This window comes from Campylobacter sp. RM5004, assembly GCF_022369455.1.
Lineage (GTDB): Bacteria > Campylobacterota > Campylobacteria > Campylobacterales > Campylobacteraceae > Campylobacter_E.
Window position 1 is genome coordinate 277,419 of the sequence record NZ_CP059599.1, and the last position, 22,181, is coordinate 299,599.

Annotated in this window: 26 protein-coding genes; 23 read left to right on the plus strand and 3 right to left on the minus strand. The window is 28.3% G+C overall.

The genetic code is table 11. The annotated features are described in order from the left end of the window. The 12 genes from ccoO (at window position 1) to AVANS_RS01455 (ending at window position 8,419) form a co-directional block, all read left to right on the plus strand. Entirely contained in the window at window positions 1-693 is a 693-nt protein-coding gene (gene ccoO, locus AVANS_RS01400) for a cytochrome-c oxidase, cbb3-type subunit II (protein WP_239817875.1), read from the plus strand. A 9-nt stretch (window positions 694-702) separates the two neighbouring features. Beyond that, window positions 703-900: a cytochrome c oxidase, cbb3-type, CcoQ subunit gene (locus AVANS_RS01405; RefSeq protein WP_239817876.1), complete on the plus strand. Its 198-nt coding sequence runs from the start codon at window positions 703-705 to the stop codon at window positions 898-900. Further along, a complete protein-coding gene (locus tag AVANS_RS01410) occupies window positions 900-1,742 on the plus strand; it encodes a c-type cytochrome (protein WP_239817877.1) in 843 nt (280 codons plus the stop codon). The genes AVANS_RS01405 and AVANS_RS01410 overlap by 1 nt, the downstream gene beginning before the upstream one ends. Window positions 1,743-1,745: 3 nt before the next feature. After that, the gene (locus tag AVANS_RS01415; RefSeq protein WP_239817878.1) at window positions 1,746-1,961 is read left to right on the plus strand and encodes a DUF4006 family protein; all 216 of its coding nucleotides are present in this window, start codon (window positions 1,746-1,748) and stop codon (window positions 1,959-1,961) included. Then, window positions 1,958-2,059, plus strand: coding sequence for a hypothetical protein (locus AVANS_RS01420; RefSeq protein ID WP_239817879.1), 102 nt, complete (start codon window positions 1,958-1,960; stop codon window positions 2,057-2,059). Before AVANS_RS01415 ends, AVANS_RS01420 begins: the two co-directional genes overlap by 4 nt. Beyond that, on the plus strand, window positions 2,056-2,607 hold the full coding sequence (locus AVANS_RS01425; RefSeq protein ID WP_239817880.1) for a hypothetical protein: 552 nt from the start codon (window positions 2,056-2,058) through the stop codon (window positions 2,605-2,607). Before AVANS_RS01420 ends, AVANS_RS01425 begins: the two co-directional genes overlap by 4 nt. After that, entirely contained in the window at window positions 2,604-3,131 is a 528-nt protein-coding gene (locus AVANS_RS01430) for a FixH family protein (RefSeq protein WP_239817881.1), read from the plus strand. The genes AVANS_RS01425 and AVANS_RS01430 overlap by 4 nt, the downstream gene beginning before the upstream one ends. Window positions 3,132-3,408: 277 nt before the next feature. Beyond that, the gene (locus tag AVANS_RS01435; protein ID WP_239817882.1) at window positions 3,409-4,410 is read left to right on the plus strand and encodes a Fe(3+) ABC transporter substrate-binding protein; all 1,002 of its coding nucleotides are present in this window, start codon (window positions 3,409-3,411) and stop codon (window positions 4,408-4,410) included. After that, entirely contained in the window at window positions 4,407-5,996 is a 1,590-nt protein-coding gene (locus AVANS_RS01440) for an iron ABC transporter permease (protein ID WP_239817883.1), read from the plus strand. The genes AVANS_RS01435 and AVANS_RS01440 overlap by 4 nt, the downstream gene beginning before the upstream one ends. Then, entirely contained in the window at window positions 5,993-6,607 is a 615-nt protein-coding gene (locus AVANS_RS01445) for an ABC transporter ATP-binding protein (RefSeq protein ID WP_239817884.1), read from the plus strand. Before AVANS_RS01440 ends, AVANS_RS01445 begins: the two co-directional genes overlap by 4 nt. Window positions 6,608-6,705: 98 nt before the next feature. Further along, the gene (locus AVANS_RS01450) at window positions 6,706-7,428 is read left to right on the plus strand and encodes a hypothetical protein (protein WP_239817885.1); all 723 of its coding nucleotides are present in this window, start codon (window positions 6,706-6,708) and stop codon (window positions 7,426-7,428) included. A 247-nt stretch (window positions 7,429-7,675) separates the two neighbouring features. Then, complete coding sequence (locus AVANS_RS01455; RefSeq protein WP_239817886.1) at window positions 7,676-8,419, plus strand: hypothetical protein; 744 nt, start codon at window positions 7,676-7,678, stop codon at window positions 8,417-8,419. A gap of 101 nt (window positions 8,420-8,520) precedes the next feature. Here the strand turns inward: AVANS_RS01455 and AVANS_RS01460 are convergent, their stop codons facing one another. The 3 genes from AVANS_RS01460 to moaC are packed head-to-tail and all read right to left on the minus strand — an operon-like array spanning window position 8,521 to window position 10,245. After that, on the minus strand, window positions 8,521-9,531 hold the full coding sequence (locus AVANS_RS01460) for a hypothetical protein (RefSeq protein ID WP_239817887.1): 1,011 nt from the start codon (window positions 9,529-9,531) through the stop codon (window positions 8,521-8,523). An 8-nt stretch (window positions 9,532-9,539) separates the two neighbouring features. Next, window positions 9,540-9,794, minus strand: a complete 255-nt coding sequence (locus AVANS_RS01465; RefSeq protein ID WP_239817888.1) for a DUF493 domain-containing protein — start codon at window positions 9,792-9,794, stop codon at window positions 9,540-9,542. Next, entirely contained in the window at window positions 9,772-10,245 is a 474-nt protein-coding gene (moaC, locus tag AVANS_RS01470; RefSeq protein WP_239817889.1) for a cyclic pyranopterin monophosphate synthase MoaC, read from the minus strand. The genes AVANS_RS01465 and moaC overlap by 23 nt, the downstream gene beginning before the upstream one ends. An 89-nt stretch (window positions 10,246-10,334) precedes the next feature. Here moaC and AVANS_RS01475 point away from each other — a divergent pair, with 89 nt between their 5' ends. Genes AVANS_RS01475 through AVANS_RS01525 form a run of 11 tightly spaced genes read left to right on the plus strand, consistent with a single transcriptional unit; the run spans window position 10,335 to window position 22,078 of the window. Next, complete coding sequence (locus AVANS_RS01475; RefSeq protein WP_239817890.1) at window positions 10,335-10,547, plus strand: hypothetical protein; 213 nt, start codon at window positions 10,335-10,337, stop codon at window positions 10,545-10,547. Beyond that, window positions 10,547-11,746: a hypothetical protein gene (locus AVANS_RS01480; protein WP_239817891.1), complete on the plus strand. Its 1,200-nt coding sequence runs from the start codon at window positions 10,547-10,549 to the stop codon at window positions 11,744-11,746. Before AVANS_RS01475 ends, AVANS_RS01480 begins: the two co-directional genes overlap by 1 nt. Then, window positions 11,746-12,894 (plus strand): diguanylate cyclase, encoded by a 1,149-nt coding sequence (locus AVANS_RS01485; RefSeq protein ID WP_239817892.1) that lies wholly within the window; start codon window positions 11,746-11,748, stop codon window positions 12,892-12,894. Before AVANS_RS01480 ends, AVANS_RS01485 begins: the two co-directional genes overlap by 1 nt. Next, window positions 12,891-14,177 carry an MFS transporter gene (locus AVANS_RS01490; protein WP_239817893.1) on the plus strand — a complete coding sequence of 429 codons (1,287 nt, stop codon included), beginning with the start codon at window positions 12,891-12,893 and terminating at the stop codon, window positions 14,175-14,177. The genes AVANS_RS01485 and AVANS_RS01490 overlap by 4 nt, the downstream gene beginning before the upstream one ends. Before the next feature lie 21 nt (window positions 14,178-14,198). Continuing rightward, window positions 14,199-15,956 (plus strand): Na+/H+ antiporter NhaC family protein, encoded by a 1,758-nt coding sequence (locus AVANS_RS01495; protein ID WP_239817894.1) that lies wholly within the window; start codon window positions 14,199-14,201, stop codon window positions 15,954-15,956. Further along, entirely contained in the window at window positions 15,949-16,953 is a 1,005-nt protein-coding gene (locus tag AVANS_RS01500) for an rRNA adenine N-6-methyltransferase family protein (protein WP_239817895.1), read from the plus strand. The genes AVANS_RS01495 and AVANS_RS01500 overlap by 8 nt, the downstream gene beginning before the upstream one ends. A 1-nt stretch (window position 16,954) precedes the next feature. Next, window positions 16,955-18,154 carry a threonine ammonia-lyase gene (gene ilvA, locus AVANS_RS01505; RefSeq protein ID WP_239817896.1) on the plus strand — a complete coding sequence of 400 codons (1,200 nt, stop codon included), beginning with the start codon at window positions 16,955-16,957 and terminating at the stop codon, window positions 18,152-18,154. Further along, window positions 18,151-20,148 carry a glycine--tRNA ligase subunit beta gene (gene glyS, locus AVANS_RS01510; RefSeq protein WP_239817897.1) on the plus strand — a complete coding sequence of 666 codons (1,998 nt, stop codon included), beginning with the start codon at window positions 18,151-18,153 and terminating at the stop codon, window positions 20,146-20,148. Before ilvA ends, glyS begins: the two co-directional genes overlap by 4 nt. Further along, entirely contained in the window at window positions 20,132-20,863 is a 732-nt protein-coding gene (locus tag AVANS_RS01515; RefSeq protein ID WP_239817898.1) for a DUF815 domain-containing protein, read from the plus strand. The genes glyS and AVANS_RS01515 overlap by 17 nt, the downstream gene beginning before the upstream one ends. Further along, on the plus strand, window positions 20,844-21,512 hold the full coding sequence (locus AVANS_RS01520) for a hypothetical protein (protein ID WP_239817899.1): 669 nt from the start codon (window positions 20,844-20,846) through the stop codon (window positions 21,510-21,512). Before AVANS_RS01515 ends, AVANS_RS01520 begins: the two co-directional genes overlap by 20 nt. Beyond that, window positions 21,509-22,078 carry an NUDIX hydrolase gene (locus AVANS_RS01525; protein ID WP_239817900.1) on the plus strand — a complete coding sequence of 190 codons (570 nt, stop codon included), beginning with the start codon at window positions 21,509-21,511 and terminating at the stop codon, window positions 22,076-22,078. The genes AVANS_RS01520 and AVANS_RS01525 overlap by 4 nt, the downstream gene beginning before the upstream one ends. The last annotated feature ends 103 nt before the right edge of the window (window positions 22,079-22,181 follow it).

A 22,181-nucleotide genomic window follows, 5' to 3' on the forward strand; every position in this document is an offset into this window, starting at 1 on the left:
ATGTTTAGTTGGTTAGAAAAAAATCCTTTCTTTTTTGCGGTATTTGTATTTGTTGTAATCGCTTATGCTGGTATAGTTGAGATTTTACCTGCATTTAGTCCAAACGCTAGACCTATTGAAAATAGAAAGCCATATACAGCTTTAGAGCTTGCAGGTCGTCATGTATATATTAAAGAAAGCTGTAACGCTTGTCACTCACAATTAATTCGCCCATTTAAAGCAGAAACTGATAGATATGGTGCGTATTCAAAATCAGGTGAGTATGCTTACGATAGACCATTCTTATGGGGTTCAAAAAGAACAGGCCCTGATTTAATGAGAGTTGGTAATTATAGAACTACTGATTGGCATGAAAATCACATGAAAGAACCTGTTTCAGTTGTTCCAAACTCAATTATGCCTGAGTATCCGCATTTATTTAACAAAAATGCAGATTTAGAAACTGCTTATGCAGAAGCTTTAACTGTTAAAAAAGTTTTCAATGTTCCTTATGATGAAGCTGGTTATCCAAAATTAGGCAGCTATGAAGAATCACGCAAAATGATGGTAGAACAAGCTACTCCTATTGTTGATGCGATGAGTGATGAGAATGTTAAAAAGGCGTTTGAACCTTGCCGTGCAAATGCACTTGATAGTAAATGTGAGATTAAAGAAATAGTTGCATTAATTGCTTATTTAAATAGCTTAAAGTAAGGAAAAAATATGAGTTTAGTTGAAATTGCGCAATATCAAGGACACGCTTATTTTTTCTTAGTAGCATTTTTAACAATAGTTTTATATGCCTACATAGCGCATTTATATAAAGCTCAAAGAAGCGGCGAAAGAGATTATGAAAAGTATGCAAAACTTGCATTAGATGATGATATAGATTCATCTTTATTAGAAAATAGGAGAAAGTAATGAAGTGGTTTAACCTTTCTGATAATGTAAACTTGCTTTCTATTGTCGGTGCAACAATTATTGTTTTGGCTGTATTAATAGTAAGCTTAAATGCATTTAAGCAAATGAAAAACAAAAGAGAAGAAAGTGAATTAAGTGAGCATAGTTGGGATGGAATAGGAGAGTATAAAAACCCTGTTCCTACCGGTTGGGCTGTTATGTTTGTTGTTTTATTAGTATTTGCAGTATGGTATTTCTTAGCAGGATATCCGCTAAATAAATATTCATCAATAGGCGAATATAATGAAGAAGTTGCAGCTCATAATGCAAAATATAAAGAAAAATATCAAACTTTAGATGATGAATCAAAGTTAAATGTTGGTAAAAACTTATTCTTCTTACACTGCGCACCTTGTCATGGGGTTCAAGCAACAGGAATTAATGGCAAAGCTCAAGATTTAACAAAATGGAGCAGTGTTGCAGGTATATTAGATGTATTAGCTAATGGTTCAACAGGACTAGGATTTGGTGAAATGCCAGCTGGTTTAGTTGAGGGCGATGATGCAAAAGCTGTTGCAACTTATGTGGCAAATGGTATGCAAGGTGAAGTTGGAAAAGATATTTTCGAAGAAAATTGTGCAAGTTGCCATGGAGATAACGGCGAAGGAACAGAAGGCGTAGCACCTGCATTAAATATTTACACAAAACCTGATTTTATTAAGATGGTTTTAGCTAGTGGAAAAATTGCAGATAGTGATGCTAGTGTAAAAGTTATAGGTGCAATGCCTAGCTTTAAAGCTATGCTAAGTGAAGAGCAAATTGATGCGCTTTCACGCTATGTAAGCACATTATCAAAGGAGTAAAATATGGATAATCATAATAGAAATGTATTTGGTTTGCATGGAATTACAGGGATGTTAATAGCAACCGTTTTATTATTATCAATCCTTGTTGGGCTTACTATTTGGGGAATTAATGTTCAACAAAAAGAAATGAGAAATCCATACAAACTAGAAAAAATTGAAGATGCTAAAATGCGTGAAAATAGAAGTTTAGAAGATTTTAGAAAGGACGCAAAATGAGCAAGTTATTAGAAACAATTATAGTTTTAGGTATGGTTGCATTAGCTATTATCACTGCTTGGTCAGTTTTAACTCCTAATCACTTAGGTATAGGATGAAAAAATTAGCAATTATAATGCTTTTAGCTCTTGTGAATTTATTTTCACAAGAGCCATTAAGCGTAAATGTATTAAATGAAATTAATATTTTAAGTAATGAATTAGAACAAAAAACAGGCGTTAAAGCAAGTGTTTTAATATCTAATGATTTGTCTTTTAAAGAGCTTAAAGAAAGCGTAAAAAATGAGAAAAATTATGCTTGTTTAGTAATGAGTTTAAAAGATAAAAAGCTTGATGTTATTAGTGATTTGGGCTTAGACTTTAGAAGTGTAACTGAATATTATTATTTAAAATATGGATTTTTTCCTACACAAGGTGCGATTTTACCGATACTTACTCAGCCTAAAGGAAATGATTTAGTAAATACTTCAGTATTAAATGGTTTTGCAGAACTTTGCAATGTAATTGCAGATAGTAAAAATGTTAAATTAGAAAATGGTTTTAGCAATCTAAATAGCAATATTATTAACACTTTAAGAATGCTATTTTATATATTTGTGATTATTTTTATATTTGTTTTAATAAAAAGAAAGGTTAAGAAAAAATGATAAAAGAAGGAAGATATTGGCCGTATTTAATCGTAGGTTCAATCATTTTTATGATGATTGCTTGTATTTACACGGTTTATTTATCATTTGGTTATCCTGTTGATGAAGACGAGAGCTATTTTTTAAAATATCAAGAAGTAGAGAAAAATTTCGCAGAAATTAAAGAAAGAGAGCAAGAGTTTTTAAACAATTTTGCTTTAAGAGTGATTGGCGATAAGACAAGGCTAGATATTACTAAACGCCCTGCGGTTTTTGTAGATAATGTAGTAGAGATAGAAATTAAAGAAAAATCAAAACTAAAAGCAAAAGATATAAGCACTAAAGCAAAGCTTACAAGACCACATACTAAGAATGAAGATAGAGTTTTAAATGTTGATTTTGATGACAATACAAAGAAATTTAAAGTTAATTTGGGCGAATTATCAGATGGTCGTTATACTTTATTAATTCATTTTAAGATTAATGAACTTTCTAAATTTTATAAATTAGAATTATGCAAAAACCTTTGTAAAATACAAAAATAAACATACTAATTTCTTATTTCAAATTCCTATTTCAAATTCTAAGAAAAATATTTAATTTAAACAAAAGAATTTGAATTCGGAATTAGCATTTAAAAAATATAAAATAATAAATACTTTTATAATAAAAATTTATTTAATTAAATAAATATTTTTATTATTTTTAATAATATCTAATAAAGTATAAAATCTTTATAAATTATTTAATATTAAAAATAATAATTGTTATAAATTTCTTGCTAATATCTCAAAACTTATGAATATTATTTAAGGAGAAAAATTGAAAAAGTTAGCTTTAACATTATTAGCAAGTAGCGTGCTTTTAGCACAAGGTGTAGTAAATGTTTATACTTCAAGACATTATGATTCAGATAAAATCGTATTTGACGCATTTACAGCAAAAACAGGCATTAAGGTAAATTTAGTGCAAGACAAAATTGACCCATTAATTGCAAAACTAGAGCAAGAAGGAAAAGACACAAGTGCTGATCTTTTTATGACAGTTGGAGCTGGGGATTTATATAAAGCTAAATCAAAAGGTTTATTACAAGCTTACTCATCAAAATTAGTTGATGAAAAAGTTCCTGCAAAATTTAGCGATAAGGATAAAACTTGGGCAGGTGTAACTTATAGAGCTAGAGTATTTGTATATGATCCAAAACAAATTAGCGAAAAAGAGCTTAGCACCTACGCAGCATTAGCTGATGCTAAGTTTAAAGGCAAGGTTTTAACTCGCTCATCAACATCATCATATAATCGTCATTTAATCGCATTTATGATTGCAAAAGATGGAATCGATAAAACTCAAGATTGGGCTAATAAATTAGTATCAAACTTTGCAAGAGATCCAAAAGGTAACGATAGAGATCAGGCAAAAGCAATAGTAAGTGGCACAGGTGCGGTTGCTATTATGAATAGCTATTATTTAGGCAGAATGTCAGTTTCAAAAGATCCAATCGAGCAAGAGGTATTTAAAAATCTTAAAATATTCTTCCCAAATCAAAATGATGGCGGAACACATATTAATATAAGTGGTGCAGGAATTACAAAATATGCTAAGAATGTAAAAGAAGCAACAGCTTTAATGGAGTTTTTAGTAAGTAAAGAAGCTCAAGAGATTTTAGCTCAAACAAACTTTGAGTTCCCAGTAAATAGTGAAGCAAGTCCAGCTGATGTTGTAAAATCATGGGGCGAGTTTAAAGCAAGTGAAATTGATTTTAACGAAATAGCAAAAAATCTTGAAGAAGCACAAGTAATAGCAGATAAGGCAATGTGGAAGTGAGAAAGTTAAGCGATTTTTTTGCTTATTTTTTACTTTTTATAATACTTATTCCTATTTTTTATGTAATGTTTTTTATAACACAGCCGATAAAGCCAAATACGGCTGTGTTGTTTGAGAGTTACTTAGGGGAGTATCTTAAAAATACAGCGATTATTTTATTTTTTACGCTTTTATTTTCAACTATAATCGGTGTATTTTTAGCATATTTTGAAAGTTTTTATGAGTATAAATTTAGGAAGTTTTTTCGTTTTGTGCTAGTATTACCATTCGCAATTCCTAGCTATTTGTTTGCTTATGTTTATGCTGATTTTTTCTCGTATTTTTCGTGGTTTAATATATTTTTAAGAAATACTTTTGATATTAAAATCCACTTTGATATTATGAATATTTATGGGTGTATTTTTATATTTACAATATCGTTTTTTCCTTATGTTTATATATTAGCTAGAGGTTTTCTTGCAAGATTTTCAGCAAGTATTATAAATAGTGCAAAAAGTCTTGGTAAAAGTGATACGGAAATATTTTTTAAAATTATTTTGCCATTAAGTCGCCCTGTAATTGTAGCAGGTGCAAGTCTTTGTGCTATGGAAAGCCTTAATGCTTACGGAGCGCCTAATTATTACGGACTTCATGTATTTAGCACTGGTATTTATAAAGCTTGGATTGGATATAGCGATTTAAATGCTGCTATTAAATTAGCTGTGATTTTATTATTAATTGTGTTTTTTATTCTTTTTGTTGAAAAGATTTTTAGAAAGCCTTATGAAATAAGCTCTAAAGAATATCCTATCACAAGGGCAAAACTTAGTAAAAAAGCTAGTTTTATTATCATAAGTTTATTTTCATTAGTGTTTTTTATTTGTTTTTTACTTCCTATTATTCATATTTTGATTTGGTTTAAGAGAAGTTATTTTGATGTTGATTACTCAGCTTTATTTACGCTTAGCAAAAATAGTTTTTTCTTAAGCACGATTTCTAGCTTAATTATATTATTTGTAGCTATGTTTTTAGCATATAATCAACGCTTTAAAAGTGGCGTTAATAAACTTGCAATAAGTTCTTTAGCAAATATGGGGTATAGCATTCCTGGTTCGGTTATTGCTATTTGTATGCTTACTTTATTTATATCTTTTGATAGGTTAAATGCACCTATTTATGAGTTTTTTGGAATTAACAAAACTTTATTTTTAACGCTTAGCCCTGTGGTTTTAATCTTTGCTTATGTGGTAAGATTTCTTTCACTTGGGTTTAATGGACTTGATGCAGGATTTAATAAACTATCAAGCTCAATTATTTATGCAAGGCAAAGCCTTAGCAAAAATCAATTAATAGGCTTTTTTAAAATTGAGTTTATGCTAATAATTCCAAGTTTTCTTAGCTCATTTATATTAATTTTTATAGAAGTTATAAAAGAATTACCACTTGCTAGCTTGCTTGCTACGAGTGATTTTAAAACCCTTTCGTTTGAAATGGATAGATACGCAAGTGATGAGCAGCTTGCTATGGTTAGTGCTCCTGCACTTGTTGTAATTATTACTTGCTTTATATTATTAGTTATTTTTAATTTTATTAAGGAAAGAAAATGAGTTATTTAGAATTTAAAAATGTTACATTTGGATATAAAGAGCCTTTATTTTCTAATCTTAGCTTTAGTTTAGAACAATCAGAAAGGCTAAGCATTTTAGGTCAAAGTGGAAGTGGAAAAAGCACTATTTTAAAACTAATTGCAGGTTTTATAGAATTAAAACAAGGCGAAATTATTTTAGATGGTGTAAATATTTCTAAACTTCCTGCATATAAAAGAAATATAGGTTTTTTATTTCAAGATTACGCACTCTTTCCACATTTAAAAGTAATAGAAAATGTAACATTTGGTATAAAAGATGGCGATAAAAAAGAAATCGCTATGGATATTTTAAACTCACTTGAGATTAGCAACCTAGCAAATGCTTATCCAAAAACCCTAAGTGGTGGTCAGCAACAACGCGTTGCTCTTGCAAGATGTATAGCTCAAAAGCCAAAATTATTGCTTTTAGATGAGCCTTTTTGTGCATTAGACGCTAATCTTCGCTCTTCAATTAGAAGCTTCGTGCTTGATTATATAAGCAAATTAAATATCGCTTGTATTATGGTAACTCATGATTTAGCCGATGTAAATGCCTTTAAATCAAAAATTTTAAAGCTTACTTGTGGATAAATAAAAGGTCTTTTTTAAACAATAAATAAATAAAATTAAAATTATTAATTATTTTTAAGTAGTATCTTGAAAAATATTATTAAACTAAAAGGATAGATATGAAAAAATTTTATTTTTCTCTTGCTTGTTTGGCTTTAATTGGTTGTGGAGATAGCAATACAGATATTGTAAAAAACGCTACTTTAAATTTTAATAAAACTATGACAATAGGAACTGCAATTGATAATTTTAATGATTGCAAGAGCGTAAAATGGAAAGATACTAGCAAAGGCGGTCAAAATATAGTAACTGCAACTTGCGAAATTAAAAAAGAGATTTTAAAAAATGAATTTAAAGAAAAGCAAGAAGCTTTTGAGAGCAAAAAAGCATCTAATCAAGCTGCAATTGCTAAAGAATATGAAACTATCAAAAAGAATTTACAAAATAAATGTAAGAGTGATTTAGAACTTCCAGATCTTCAAGGGATTTTAGAACTTACGAAAAAACATTGCGAATTAACCAAAAGAACTAAAGGTCTTGCATTTTCTTACTTAAAATGTGAAAAAACAATAAGTGATGAAATCAATAATTTTAATTGTGCGCCTAAATATACTGCTTATAATTTAGAAAATCTTTTAAAAGCATTTGCGTATTATAATGCAGAAGGAGAAGAAATTGTTTTATTTGAAACTCCTGTGGAAGTAAAATCAAGAACTTATAAAATTAGTTTTTATGTAAATACTGATAAAACTATTGACTTAAAAGATTCTTTTGTAATTGATGATGATAAAGAATTAGAAGTAAGCGCTGATAGAATGCTTCGTGAATTTTATAAAAGATAAGAGTTTGATTGTGCTTAAAAACCAAAAAAATATTATGAATATATAATAATTAATATTGCTTATTTAAAGAAAGAAAATATCTACTTTAAATAAGCTAAAATTTAATTAGAATTAAAATCTAAATTAACTTATATAAACGCTTTTAAAATAATATTTATATATTTAAATTAATTATTCATGATTTATTATTTAAATATTTTTAAGTAGTATTTTGAAAAAGAATTTTATTTAATCAGAAAGGATAATTATGAAAAAATTTTATTTTTCACTTGCTTGTTTGGCTTTAATTGGTTGTGGTGATAGCAATATAGATATTGTAAAAAAAGCAACATTATCACAAAACAAAACTATGACAATAGGCGATGCAATTGATAGTTTTAAAGAATGCGAAAGTGTAAAATGGGAAGATACTAGCAAGAATAAACAAAATATAGTAACTGTAACTTGTAAAATCAAGAGTGAGATTTTAAAAGATGAGTTTAATCAAATAAACGCTGAGTATCAAAAAGCTTTAGATGCTGCAAAACAAAGAAATCAAGAGATGATTGAGAATACTTATAATATTTTTAAGGATAACTTACAAAGTTTAAGTAAAACTGATGTTAAGTTTCCTAGTATTCAAGAACTTTTAGAACTTGCAAAAAAACATTGTAAATTAAACAAAAATGAAAGTTTTTTTTCATTATCTATGGGAGAATGTGATGAGAGTACAGATGAAGAGTTAAAAAATTTTAACTATGAGCCTAGAGATAGCTTTTTTAAGATAGGGCTAGATAATTATTTGCTTCCTATTTTAAGATATAGTCAAGAAGAGATAAAACCTATTTGGTTTAGAGAGTTACCAAAAGAAGTAAAATCAAGAACTTACAAAATTAACTTTTTTGTAAATACTGATAAAAGCGTTGCTTGCAAGGATGCGTTTGTAATTAATGATGGTGAAGAAAAAGAAATACATAAAAATGAATTATTATATAAATTTTATGAGAGATAAGAAATTAGCCAAAACAAATTTTAGGCTAGTTGTTATAAATACCTTTAAGACTAATATTTTTTAATCAGAATTTGAAATAGGAATTTCCTATTTCAAATTCTTTAGTTTTTATTTTGTCTAAATTTTGACATTAGATTTTTTGCTAATTTTTTCGCATCAAAATCGTTATAAGCTTTTTTCACATCTTTTTCTAAAGTATTTAGCTCTTTTTTGATTTTTTCATTTAGTTCTGAGTTTTGGAATTTGATTAGTTTTATATTTAGCAGTTGCTTATTTTCTCTTACTAATCTTGCAAATTTTGCGAAGTTATTATCTAGCTTATTGTTTAAAATATTTTCTAATGCTTTGCCTGAAGCATCATTATTAAGATTTTGCTTAATCATTGCAATAAAATCACGCTCAAGGCTAAGTAATGATAATTTCATATTATCAAGTTCATTATCGCTTAGGCTTACTTCTAATTCTTTTTTAAGTCTTTCAAGTATCGCAAAAATTCCTTCTAAAAGCCCGTTTAAAACTCCAGTTAAAAGCTCTTCAGCATAGCTTTGCCACTCGTTTGCAAGTTCAATTGCAGCTTTTAAAATAAGTTCAGCAGCATTTATAATCTTGTCTTTATTAAATTTAGCATACTCAAGAACATTAATTAACATAAAATTACTTATTAAAAAGCATCTTTCTTCTATCATAACGCTATTTTCAAGCACATTAATGAAAGCATTTTGAGCTGTTTCATAAAGTATTTGCAATGAATTTGCTTCATTTAGCATTAATTCTTCAAGGTATTCTTTTTGAATATCGTTTAAATCTAATTTGCTAAGCTCATTAAAGCTTGATTTTGCTATATCATAAAGCTCGTTTTCTTTTTGCTTAATAGCTTTTCTAATGTTTTCTAATTCATTTGTAAGATTATAGATTTCTTGCTCTTTTATAGACATTTTTGCTCTTAAAAGTGCTTTTAAAACTATGTTTTTATTTTCATTACTGAGTGCTTGTAATTGCTCTAATTCATTGCAGTATTGCTTATATAATTTAGAGATTAGCTCTTCATCATTTGATTTTAAAAACTCTGATTTTGCTTTTTCTTTAATTTCATTAAATAGTATGTTTTTCATAATTATCCTTATAAAACAAATTTAGAATGTTTTTTTAGCATAGAAAATAACTCAAGCCTATAAGCTTCATTAGGCACTTCTAAGCTTATGTTATAGCTTTTATAATTATCAGTTGATTTTGAATTCTCTATTTTTGCATTTTCTATTTTTAATTCTTTAACTAATTCGTTTATATCCTTATCTTTATCTAAGATTACTTTATAACTCCAATTGCAAGGATATTCAATCTTTAAATCAGCTTTAATTTCTTCTAAATTGACCACTTTTGCCTCCGTCTTTTTCAAGTAATTTTATATCATCAATAACCATTGTTTTATCAATAGCCTTAACCATATCATAAATAGTTAATAAGCCAACGCTAACAGCATTTAGTGCTTCCATTTCAACACCTGTTTTTCCTTCAGTAACAACCACAACGCTTACTTTAAAAGCAAATTCGTTATCAACGGGAGTTATATCAACATCAACCTTGCTAATAGGCAGTGGATGACACATAGGGATTAAATTTGATGTTTGTTTTGCAGCTAGAACTGCTGCTACAATTGCAGTATTTATCACAGCACCTTTTTTAGCATTTCCGTTTAAAACTGCATTAAATGCTTCTTCGTTCATTGTGATTTTACCACTTGCCAAAGCTCTTCTTTTTGTGATATTTTTATCACTTACATCTACCATTGTTGGATTATTTTGTTCGTTTATGTGAGTAAGTTGCATTTTTTTCCTTTATTTTTCTATGGATTTTAACAAATAATATAAATAAAATGGTATATTAGCAGTTTTTGAACTTATTTAAGGATATCCAAATGGCTTATGATGATGAAGAATTTTTTGATGAAGACGAATTAGACGGCTTTAGCGAATATGATGATTTTGATGAAGAATTCTTAGATGATGAAGACGAGTTTAGTGACTTTGATGATGAATTTGATGAAGATGAATTAGGCAGTCTTGATGAATACAATATCTATGATGAAGATATGTATGATGATGACGATTATAGTTTTGATGAGGAATGATGCAAAACGACAATCAAAAAGTAGAATTTATACAAGAACTTTACGAAACTTATGAAGATATAAAAAATAGAAATATTACTCTAAAAAGAATATATGTTATTTTGATATTAACTATTATCATAGTTTTTGGCTTTTTAGGTGTTGCTATGCTATTTGCTAAGGAGTTTTTTATATCTTCGCTTTATATAATATGCACGCTATTATTTTATTTATTGCTACTAAATAGGAAGAAAAAATCAATAGCAAGGTATCTTGATTGGTATAGTTTTTTAGGTGGAAGCCTAACTATTCTTATTGCTATTATTTGTAATATTTATTTATATTCTTTAGCTGGTGGTTCGCAATTGTATTTATTGCTATTAGCCACTTTAATTTACATAATTTTTATTGATGATAGTAAAAAAAGAATTATAGTTGCAAATATAATTTATGTTGTTTTATTAACTGCTTTTGTATCACTTGTTTTACTTGATAGCTTAGTATGGCATAGCGAAGTTAAAGAAAATATTTTTGGCAATATGCTTTTTGGTATGTCAGTTGTTGTTGTGTTTTTTGGCATTGTTTTTGCAGCAAATGTTGTTGGATTAAAATCAATTGAAGATATAGAAAAATTATCAAATAATCAAAATAAAATAAAAGCAAAAACACAAGAAGACAATAAGTATAATGTAATAGAAAAAAAAGATTTCACTCAAGAAATTTTACAAAGACAATTAGCACAATATGATAATATCAATGTTTGTATATTTGAAATGTCTTTTACTCAAAAAGATAAAAGTGCATATTTTAAAATGGACTACTATTATCAAAACAAACTAATGAATGAATTGCTTAGTTTATTAAGGGTGTATTACCCAGAGTTTGATAAAAACAAAAAGCCTAGCACAACAATGCTAATTAAATGGGATTTAAACTCTATTATTTTAATCGGCGAAGAAGAAAGCAATAGTTTTTATTTTACACTTGAATCGATTAGCAAAGATTTTGATAATATGGTAAGAAGAAAAAAAGATAGCTTTGATGTATATTTAAAAATAGTTGCAAAATACTATAAGCATTTAAATACAAATAAACGCCCTAAAATATTATTAGAAAAAATCAACGAAGTAATTAAATTAAAATACGAAACTAGAACAATGGGTAAAGAATATATCTTATATAAAAGCGGCATAGGCGAGCAAAATCAAAAGGCGTTATAGTGGTAAAATACGAGATTTTAATTGTAGTAAATAGTGTTTTTATATTTTTAGCTAGATTTGTAAGCGGAGTTGTATTTTCTTATTATGATTATTTAGATTGTTTTTATTGGTGTTTTGTTGCTTCTATATTTTATTTAGGCTTTATAATTTCTGTTTTTATAGGAAGAGGTTTTCAAAAAAGCTTTAATCAAAAAAATTATTTTTTTAATAATTATAAAAAACTATTAAACAAAAAGCGTTCTTTTAGGGCGTATTTGTTTAAAAAAATAACAAGAGTTGATTTTATAAAAATTAGGCATTTTGCTTGGTATTTATTTCAAATAGAAATTATTGCAACTACTGCTTATATATCTTATAAAGTAGGTTGGGGTTGGGGATTTGATTTATATATACTTTTGGTTGCATCGTTTTTTTATCTAAATCTTAGAAAATATAGTCCTGCAATATATTTATTTCCTTTAGCTTATTTTATAATTTATTTAACTATTTATTTTTTAAGTACTAAGAGTAATTATCAAGATGGACAAGTTATTATTTATATAATTAATGTTATTTTTACTATTAGTTCTATTTTTTATTCTCAAGTTATTATGGAACTTGGAAGAGTTATTAGGTATGTAAATGATGAAAATAGAAAATCACATTTAAAAAGACTAACAAGCTTTGATACTTTAACAGATACATATCATAAATATTCTTTCTTAGAAATAATGAACGCAAAATTAGATCATAATTCTAATGAAGATGTTATAACTCAAGCAAGCACTATAATTATAGAAATTAGCAACCTAAGAAAAATAAATGAAGAATTTACAACAGAGCTTGGAAACGAAGTTTTGAAAGAATTTGCATATATTCTTAGAAAACATAGTGAAAACTATGAAAAATATATCGCTAGATGGAGCGGTAATGAGTTTTTAGTATTTATTGCAAATGAAGATGAGGTTGTTGTAAGAAACTATATTGAAGAAATCAAGCAAGATGCTATGAGAAATCGTTTTGGTGTAAAAGGAGCTAAAGTTCAAGTTGTTTTTGGCTTATCTCATACGGTTTCTTTTGATTATCAAATCAATAAATTTATAAATGAAGCTTATGAAGAATTAGCAAATAATAGAGAAAAATTAAATTATGAAAAAGGAGAATTATGAACAAGCGTTTAAGTAAAGAGCAAGTAAAAACTCTAGCCCTAAGCTCACTTGGTGGGACTTTGGAGTTTTATGACTTTATTATTTTTGTATTTTTTGCGAGTTATTTTTCGCATCATTTCTTTCCATCTACACTTAGCCCTTTTTGGCAAGAGCTAAACACTTATGGAGCATTTGCAGCTGCATATTTAGCAAGACCTTTAGGCGGGGTTGTAATGGCTCACTTTGGAGATAAGTTCGGTAGAAAAAATATGTTTATGCTAAGTATTTTACTAATGGTAATTCCTACTTTTGCACTTGCAGTTATTCCTACTTATGAAACGATAGGATATGGTGCGCCAATAGCGTTATTATTAGTAAGAATATTTCAAGGAATGGCAATAGGTGGAGAATTACCAGGTGCTTGGGTATTTGTAAGAGAGCATAGCGAAGATAACAAAAAGGGCTTATTTATAGGCTTACTAACTTCAAGCGTTGTTGGTGGAATCTTACTTGGTTGTTTGGTTGCACTTATTATGCAACTTAATTTTACTACTGAAGAGCTAAAAGATTGGGGATGGAGAGTTCCGTTTGCTTTAGGCGGTGTTTTTGGAATAATTTCACTATATCTTAGACGCTATTTAAATGAAACTCCTGTGTTTAAAGAAATGCAAAAAAGTGATTCTTTAGTAAAACTTCCTATTAAAGATGTTATAGAAAATCATAGATTTGGAATATTTATTTCTATTTTAGTTACTTGGGTTTTAACTGCTTGTGTTGTTGTGTTTTTATTAATTGCTCCAAATTTTGTAAGAGTTATTATGAATTTAGAGCCTGTTGATAATACTTATATTCAAATGGCAGGTATATTTGCTATGATGATTGGTTGTGTTCTTACTGGATTTCTAAGCGATAAATTTGGCATTAGTAGAATATGTAAGATATTTGCAATTCTTTGGGGAGTGTTTGGAGCCTTGTATTTTTATGAGCTCTACATTGCAAAAGATTTAACACTTTTAATATTATTTTATTTATTAGCAACTCTTAGTGCTGGTATTATGAACTTTACACCTTTAATTATGGTTGAGATTTTCCCTGCAAAAATTCGTTATAGTGGAATTAGCTTTAGCTATAACTTAGCTTATGCTATTGCAGGTTTTATTACGCCTATTTTGTTGCCATTTTTAAACAAGGTTGCAATTAGTGAAAACCCACCATTTTTATATCAAATAGGTGGCGGAGCTTATATAATTCTTGTTGCTTTTGTTGCATTTATTACGGCTTGTTTAGTATCAAAAAGAATATAGAATTTGAATTAGGAATTTAAAATGAGATTTTTGTTTTTAATATTGTTTTCAGTGTTTTTAAATGCTGCTGATACAAGTGTTAGCAATATGCACTTGTATGGCGTTTTGACACTTTTACCGCCTTTAATGGCAATTATTTTAGCCTTTATTACTCGTGAAGTAATTTTGTCTTTATTTATAGGTGTTTTTACAGGAACTTTTCTTCTAGCTTTTGCTAATTTTTACACAGCAAATGTTGTAAATGATACTTATACATTTACTTATAATAATCCATCTTTTATGGATTGGGTAAATCTATTTTTAGCATCGTTTTCAAACATAGTAAAGCATTTGCTTGATGCTATGATAGATAGCGATGATGCAGGAGTAATCTTACAAGTATTTTGTATAGGTGGTGTGGTTGCTCTTATAACTAAAATGGGTGGAATTAATGCAGTAGCACTTGCACTTACTCGCTTTGTAAAAGGTCCTGTTTCAGCTCAAGTTAGCACTTGGTTAATAGGCTTATGTATATTCTTTGATGATTATGCAAATAGTCTTACCGTTGGTCCTATTATGAGACCAATTGCTGATAAGTTTAAAATCTCTCGTGAAAAGCTAAGTTTTATACTAGATAGCACAGCTGCACCTGTTGCAGGAATTGCTATAATTTCTACTTGGATAGGTATTGAAGTAGGGCTTATAAAAACAGCTTACACTTTAGTTGGAATTAATGATGTAAATGCTTTTGGTGTATTTATGCAGACAATTCCTTATAGATTTTATAATATTTTCATGCTAATTTTCGTGGTTTTAACTGCTGTTCAGCAAAGAGAATTTGGCTCAATGTATATTGCTGAAAAGAATGCTCGTGCAGGAATAGTAAGCGAAGCTGCACTTGATGTTGGAGCTGAGTTAGAGCGTGAGCTTAAACCTCGTGAAGGAATAGAGCATAAAATTAGCGATGCTTTAATTCCTATTCTAACTCTTATTATTACAGCTTTAACAAGCTTTTATTTTAGTGGTTTAAATGCTATTATTGATGATCCTGATAAGGCTGATATTTTAAGTAAGATTGAAGAAAATTATTTAAGCTTTTATGCGATAAGAACAACCTTAGGTGAAGCAAATTCAAGCCTTGCATTATTTCAAGCTGCATTATTTGCTAGTGTTGTAGCAGTTATTTTAGGTCTAGTTCGCAAAAAGATAAATCATAAAGAAGCAGTTGAGACATGGCTGCATGGTTGGAAGAGTATGATATTTACAATTGCAATGCTACTTTTTGCATGGAGCTTAGCTGCTATTGTAAAAGAATTAGGAACTCATAAATACATAGTGCAATTATTATCAGGCTCAACTCCGCATGTTTTACTTCCTAGTATGATTTTCTTAATCGGTTCAGCAATGAGCTTTGCAATAGGTACAAGCTATGGAACAATGGGTATTTTAATGCCTTTAGCAATTCCTTTAGCACATGCAGTAGGACTTGAATCAGGTATGAGTGGCAATGAACTTCATGAATACATGGTAATAAATATTTCTTGTGTTCTAACGGGTGCTATTTTTGGAAATCACTGCTCACCTATTGCTGATACTGTAATTTTAAGTGCTATGAGTGCAAAGTGTGAGCTAAGTGCGCATGTTAAAACTCAAATGCCTTATGCACTTTTAGTGTGTGCAATTAGCGTTATTTTTGGCTATATTCCTGTAAGTTTTGGTCTAAATGTATATTTAACAATTATTTTAGGTGTAGCTATGATGAGCTTAGCACTTCGCTTAATAGGAAAAAAAGTTGAATAAATTTGAATTAGTTTGCAAGGAATTTAATATTCCTTGCGAAAAAATTTATGAAAATGGTTTAAGAACTAGAGTTAATTTTGCTTTATATAAAGATAATGGCAAAATCTCTTATGCTATGTTTAAAGATAAGTGCAAAATCACTGATTTTGATACTTCTTTTATATGTGATGAGATAAGAGATTTTATGCCTAAATTACTTGAGAATTTAGATGAAGCTTTAAAGGATAAATTATTTGAAATTAGATTTTTTAAAAGTTTTTATACTTTAAATGTTTTGCTTTTATATCATAAAGATATAAAAGAATTCAAAATCGGAAATTACTACAAAAAACTTAGCAAATTAACTAAATTAAAGCTAAATATCATAATGCAATCAAGAAAGCAAAGAATTGCCTATCCAAACGATATTTTAGAGCATTTTAGCAATGGCATTAAATATGAGTTTAACGATGAGTGTTTTATACAGCCAAGTCTTTTAATGAATGAAAAAATGCTTGAATTTGCAATCTCTTGCGCAAAAGTTAAGCCTAATGCTGATTTATTAGAGCTTTATTGTGGTTATGGTAATTTTACTTTAGCACTTGCTCCTTATTTTAAAAAAGTTTTCGCAACCGAACTTAGCAAAAAAAATGTAGAATTTTTAAATACAAATTGCAAAATAAATAATACTAATAATATTTACACAGCAAGGCTAAAAGATAGCGAAGTAAAAGATGCTTTTAATAAGGTAAGAGCTTTTAATAGATTAAAGCATATTAATTTAGATGATTTTTGCTTTTCGCATATTTTAATAGATCCTCCTAGATGTGGTTTAGGCGAGTGTGTAGAATTAGTAAAAAACTATGATAATATAATTTATATTTCATGTAATCCATTAACGGCTAAAATTGATTTAGAAAAATTATGTAAAACTCATGAATTAAAAAGGTTTGTATTGTTTGATCAATTCATTAATTCAGAGCATTTAGAGTGTGGATTTTACCTAGAAAGGATGTAAAATGATAGAGCTTAGCAAAATATATGCTGCTAAAGAAAAAGTTTATGATGTAGCGATAAAAACGCCTTTTAATTATTCAAGATTTTTATCAAATGACAAATATAGCATTTATTTAAAATGTGAAAATCTTCAAACAATAGGAGCTTATAAAATAAGGGGCGCTTATAATAAACTTGCAAACTTAAGTGATGAGCAAAAAAAATTAGGAGTAGTTGCAGCAAGTGCAGGAAACCACGCTCAAGGAGTAGCATTTTCTGCTTCAAAGTTTGGAATAAAAGCTTATATCGTAATGCCTGAATCAACACCGGTTAATAAAGTAAGCAGCACAGCAAACTTAGGTGCTGAAGTTATTTTAAAGGGCGATAATTTTGATGAAGCATACGCTTATGCAAAAGAGCTAGAAAAGACTAAAAATCTAACCTTTATTCATCCATTTGCAGACCCATTCGTAATGGCAGGACAAGGAACTATATTTTTAGAATTAATTGAAGAATTAAATAATATTTCTTATATCATCGTGCCTATTGGTGGGGGTGGCTTAATTAGTGGAATTGTAAGTGCAGCAAAACAAATAAATCCAAACATTAAAGTAATAGGCGTTCAAAGTAAGGGTGCTAGTGCTATGCTAAATAGCTTTAATGAAGGCAAAATCATAAATTCAAGCAAGGTAAAAACAATAGCTGATGGTATTGCTGTAAGAGATGTTAATGAAGATTGCTTTAATATAATTAAGCAAAATGTAGATGATATAGTAATGGTTAGCGATGAAGAAATTGCTAATGCGGTTTTATTTTTATTAGAACAGCATAAACAAGTTGTAGAAGGTGCAGGAGCTGCTAGCGTAGCTGCTATAATGCACGGCAAAATCCCTAATCTAAGTGGCAATGTAGTATGTATTTTAAGTGGTGGAAATATAGATGTAACAATGCTAAATAATATCATTGAAAAAGGTCTAGTAAAAAGTTATAGAAAAATGCAAATATGCGTAACTTTAATTGATAAAGCAGGTGCATTGCTTGATTTAACTAAGGCTTTAAAAGATGCAGAAGCTAATATTATTAAGGTTGATTATGATAGATTTGGGGCTGATTTTGGTGATGCAAATATTACAATTACACTAGAGACTAAAGGTAAGGCTCATCAAGAACAAGTTTGTAAAGTTTTAAGCGAACAAGGATTTATTTATAAGGAGATAAGATGAAAAAGTTTTTAATAGAAATAACTTGCGAAGAATTACCGGCTATTCCTTTTTTAAAAGAAGAGCCAAATATTAAAAATAAATTAGAAACTATTTTAAATGCGAATAATATTATTTTTAGCGATTTAGAGTTTTTGTATACTCCAAGACGCTTTTTATTCACTTTTAAAGCCAAAGAATTTTCAAAAGATAGTCAAACAGAGCTAATCGGTGCTCCTAAAGAAGTAGCCTATAAAGATGGAAAATTAAGCAAAGCTGGTGAGAGCTTTTTAGCTAAAGCAAATATTAGCGAAAGCGAATTAGAGTTTAAAGAAATTAAAGGAAAACTTTGTTTATACGCTCTAAAAACTGAAGCAGGAAAGCATATAAAAGAATTAATAAACGATATTTTAGAAAGCTTTATAACAAGTCTTAATTTTGGTAAAAGTATGCGTTGGGGAGCAAATACTTTTAGCTTTATTCGTCCTATTACTGGGCTATGTGTTATGATGGATGATGAATTAATTAATGCGAAGTTATTTAATCAAGAATCTTGCAAGAGTACTTTCGTTCATAGAAATGTAAGTATGCAAAAAGTTGCTTTTAATACTCAAGAAGAGTATTTTAAAACCTTAAAAGAAGGCAGAGTTATTCTAAATCCTAAAGATAGATTAGAAATAATTCTAAGCGAGATAAGAAACATTGAAAAATTATGGAATTTAAAAGCGGAAATTGATGAAGAATTATTAGCAGAAGTTGTAGCAATTACTGAATATCCATCAGCGCTTTTAGGTAGTTTTGATAAAGAATTTTTACAAGTTGCACCTGAAGTAATTATTACTTCAATGAAAGAAAATCAACGCTATTTTGCAGTATATAAAGATAATTCTTTAAGCAATAATTTTATAACGATTACAAACTCATTCAATCCTGACCTTGAAACTATTAAAAAAGGTAATGAAAAGGTTTTAAGAGCAAGACTTAGTGATGCATTATTCTTTTGGGAAAATGACTTAAAAGTTGGTTTAGAGCCTGAGAGTTTAGCAAATACAATTTATATGCAAGAATTAGGAACGCTAAAAGATAAGCAAGCAAGAGAACTAAGCATTGCTTTAAGACTTGCAAAGATATTTGGATATGAAAACGAAAAAAATGTAAAAGATGCAATCAATCTTAGCAAGGCTGATTTAAGAACTCAAATGGTAGGAGAATTCCCAGAACTTCAAGGGATTGTAGGCTCATATTATGCTGCTAATATGGGATATTCTAGCGAAGTTTGCACAGCGATTAAAGAGCAATATTTATATGATGAATTACCAAGCACAAAGCTTAGCAAAATTATCATCCTTGCAACAAGACTTGATACCTTAATGGGGCTTTTTAGTATCAATAAACTTCCAAGTGGTAATAAAGACCCTTACGCATTAAGAAGAGCGGCTTTAAGTATTATTAAAATTTTAATTGATTTAGGCGTTAAATTTAATCTTTTAGATTTATTAGGAGAGTTTAAAGGACTTTATAAAGCTTATGATATTTCAAAATTAATTAGCTTTATTAATGATAGATTTTCGGCTTTATATCCTGTGAATTCATCTTATATTAAAGCAGTTTTAAATGCTAATAATACTGATATAGTAACGATTGATGAAAATATTAATGCTTTAATTACTTTATCAAAAGATAAAGATTATGAGAGCAAAATCTCAACATTTAAAAGACTTGCAAACATTATTAAAGATAGTAAAGACTTATATTGTGATGAAAGCAAGTTAAGTAATGAATATGAAAGAAAATTACACAAAGCTTATAAAGATATTAGCTTTAGCGAAAATGTTAGCGATAATTTAGCTGCGATTTTTGCACTTAAGCCTATTATTGATGAGTTTTTTGATAATGTTATGATTAATGTTGATGATTTAGAGATTAAAAATAATCGTTTAGCTCTAGTTTATAGCATTTATAAGCATATTGCAAGTATTGCTGATTTAAAAGAAGTAAGTTTTGAAAACAATATTTAAAAACTATAAAGCTGCAAGTTTTAGAGCAAAAACTAGCAGCTTTAAACCCATTAAAAACATTGATTATGTAGATATTAAAGAGCTTTTGTTTTTAGATAAAGAATTTAATATCTTAAAAGATAATATGAATAACTTTTTAAATGAATCATTATATCAGCATTGTTTATTAGCAGGGGCTAAAGGCTGTGGAAAATCAAGCTTAATAAAGGCTATTTTTAATGAGTTTAGTAATAGTGATTTAAGAATAGTTGAGGTTTTTAAAGAAGACTTGAATGATTTAAGATATATTATTGATGATTTAAGCGAGTTAGAATATAAATTTGTAATATTTTTAGATGATATAAGTTTTGAGATAAACGATGATAGTTTTAAGGCTTTAAAACCTATTTTAGATGGCGGATTAGAAAGACTTAGTAATAATATTATGTTTATTCTAAGTTCAAATTATAAAAATCTTTTAAAATCAAATAATTTAAATTATCAAGATGCAGATTTTAACGATGAAAGTGATGATAGATTTGCATTAAAAGAACGCTTTGGAATATGGCTAAATTTTTATTCAATTTCACAAGAGCAGTATTTAAGCATAGTAAAATCATTTTTTAAAGATGAGTATAACGATGAAATAAGAGCAAAGGCTTTAGAATTTGCAAATCTTAAAGCTGCTAGAAATGGTCGTATTGCTAAGCAATTTTATGAAATTTATAGGAAGTAAAATGATAAATGGAGCTAGTATTTTTAAAGCATTATTAAAAAATAATTTAGTAAGACCAATAGAACTACAAAATTATGATGATTTTCATAAATTTTTAGCAATAATTCTAAGCACAAATAAGATAGAAAAAGTTTTTGTAAATCTTGAAATTCCTATTTCAAATTCCATTGAAAAGTTAGCTGAAATTGATGTAAAAGAATTAGCAATACTAATTAAACCAAGTGGCTTTTATAATACAAAGGCAAAAAAGCTAAATGATTTAGCAAAAGCTATTATAAAAGACTTTTCAAGCTTTGATGAATTTATGCAAAATGCAGATTTTGAATGGTTTTTAAAAATTAAAGGTGTAGGTTTTGATACGGCTTTAATGCTTAATAATTTTCTTTTAAAAAAGCCTAGTTTAGTAATAAATGCAAATGCAAAAAAACTTTTAAATATTTTAGATTTTACATTTGAAAGCTATGAAGAAGCAAGTGAGATTTTAAGCGAAGGTTTAGATGATGAGTATTTTTATAAAGCCTTAAATACTGATAATTTAGCTGATATTTATATGAGTTTTTCAGCTAGCATTGATAATCTTATGCAAGATCATTATAAAAATAAAGATTTTGATGAATTAGGTAAAAAAGTTTTAAAGGAGCTAAGATGAATATAAGCGATTTTAAAATAGTTGATTTTAAAGAATCTAATTTCATAAAGCCACTTCGTGCAAGTTATGTGATAAATACTCATAAGGTTGATTGGGATTTTATAAAATCTTTTGATTGCGTTAGTATAATGCTTTATCATAAAGCTAAAGATAGCTTTATATTTGTAAAACAATTTAGAGCACCGCTTTATTATCACGAAAATTGTGCTAATTTAGAAAATGGCTTTTCAATTGAGCTTTGTAGCGGAATAATTGATAAAGACAAAAGCTTAGAAGAAATTGCTTTAGATGAATGTATTGAAGAGCTAGGATTTAAGCCAAAAAAATTAATTTATATTGATAAATTTTACACAGGATTTGGCAGTGGAGTGAGTGCTCAGCATTTGTTTTTTGCAGAAGTTAGCGATGATGATATAGTAGGAGTTGGCGGCGGCGTTGATAATGGCGAGTTTATAGAAAGCGTTTGGGTAAGTCTTAGTGAATATGATAGCTTTTTTGCAAACAATAAAAGAAGTGCTTTGATTGATTTTGCTAATTTATGGTTTAGACATATTTATAAAAAATAATTATTCAAATTCCTAATTCAAATTCCATAAAAATTATTCAAGAATTTGAATTAGGCTTTTAATTCATACAATTTAGAATTATTAAAATCAAACTAATAATATA

Bases quoted from the DNA above. Each gene is read 5' to 3' on its own strand.
- AVANS_RS01490 (WP_239817893.1), top strand. From the start codon at position 12,891: ATGAACAAGCGTTTAAGTAAAGAGCAAGTAAAAACTCTAGCCCTAAGC.
- ilvA (WP_239817896.1), top strand. From the start codon at position 16,955: ATGATAGAGCTTAGCAAAATATATGCTGCTAAAGAAAAAGTTTATGAT.
- AVANS_RS01445 (WP_239817884.1), top strand. From the start codon at position 5,993: ATGAGTTATTTAGAATTTAAAAATGTTACATTTGGATATAAAGAGCCT.
- AVANS_RS01405 (WP_239817876.1), top strand. From the start codon at position 703: ATGAGTTTAGTTGAAATTGCGCAATATCAAGGACACGCTTATTTTTTC.
- AVANS_RS01420 (WP_239817879.1), top strand. From the start codon at position 1,958: ATGAGCAAGTTATTAGAAACAATTATAGTTTTAGGTATGGTTGCATTA.
- AVANS_RS01455 (WP_239817886.1), top strand. From the start codon at position 7,676: ATGAAAAAATTTTATTTTTCACTTGCTTGTTTGGCTTTAATTGGTTGT.
- AVANS_RS01430 (WP_239817881.1), top strand. From the start codon at position 2,604: ATGATAAAAGAAGGAAGATATTGGCCGTATTTAATCGTAGGTTCAATC.
- moaC (WP_239817889.1), bottom strand. From the start codon at position 10,245: ATGCAACTTACTCACATAAACGAACAAAATAATCCAACAATGGTAGAT.
- glyS (WP_239817897.1), top strand. From the start codon at position 18,151: ATGAAAAAGTTTTTAATAGAAATAACTTGCGAAGAATTACCGGCTATT.
- AVANS_RS01410 (WP_239817877.1), top strand. From the start codon at position 900: ATGAAGTGGTTTAACCTTTCTGATAATGTAAACTTGCTTTCTATTGTC.
- ccoO (WP_239817875.1), top strand. From the start codon at position 1: ATGTTTAGTTGGTTAGAAAAAAATCCTTTCTTTTTTGCGGTATTTGTA.
- AVANS_RS01520 (WP_239817899.1), top strand. From the start codon at position 20,844: ATGAAATTTATAGGAAGTAAAATGATAAATGGAGCTAGTATTTTTAAA.
- AVANS_RS01480 (WP_239817891.1), top strand. From the start codon at position 10,547: ATGCAAAACGACAATCAAAAAGTAGAATTTATACAAGAACTTTACGAA.
- AVANS_RS01525 (WP_239817900.1), top strand. From the start codon at position 21,509: ATGAATATAAGCGATTTTAAAATAGTTGATTTTAAAGAATCTAATTTC.
- AVANS_RS01475 (WP_239817890.1), top strand. From the start codon at position 10,335: ATGGCTTATGATGATGAAGAATTTTTTGATGAAGACGAATTAGACGGC.
- AVANS_RS01495 (WP_239817894.1), top strand. From the start codon at position 14,199: ATGAGATTTTTGTTTTTAATATTGTTTTCAGTGTTTTTAAATGCTGCT.
- AVANS_RS01415 (WP_239817878.1), top strand. From the start codon at position 1,746: ATGGATAATCATAATAGAAATGTATTTGGTTTGCATGGAATTACAGGG.
- AVANS_RS01460 (WP_239817887.1), bottom strand. From the start codon at position 9,531: ATGAAAAACATACTATTTAATGAAATTAAAGAAAAAGCAAAATCAGAG.
- AVANS_RS01425 (WP_239817880.1), top strand. From the start codon at position 2,056: ATGAAAAAATTAGCAATTATAATGCTTTTAGCTCTTGTGAATTTATTT.
- AVANS_RS01450 (WP_239817885.1), top strand. From the start codon at position 6,706: ATGAAAAAATTTTATTTTTCTCTTGCTTGTTTGGCTTTAATTGGTTGT.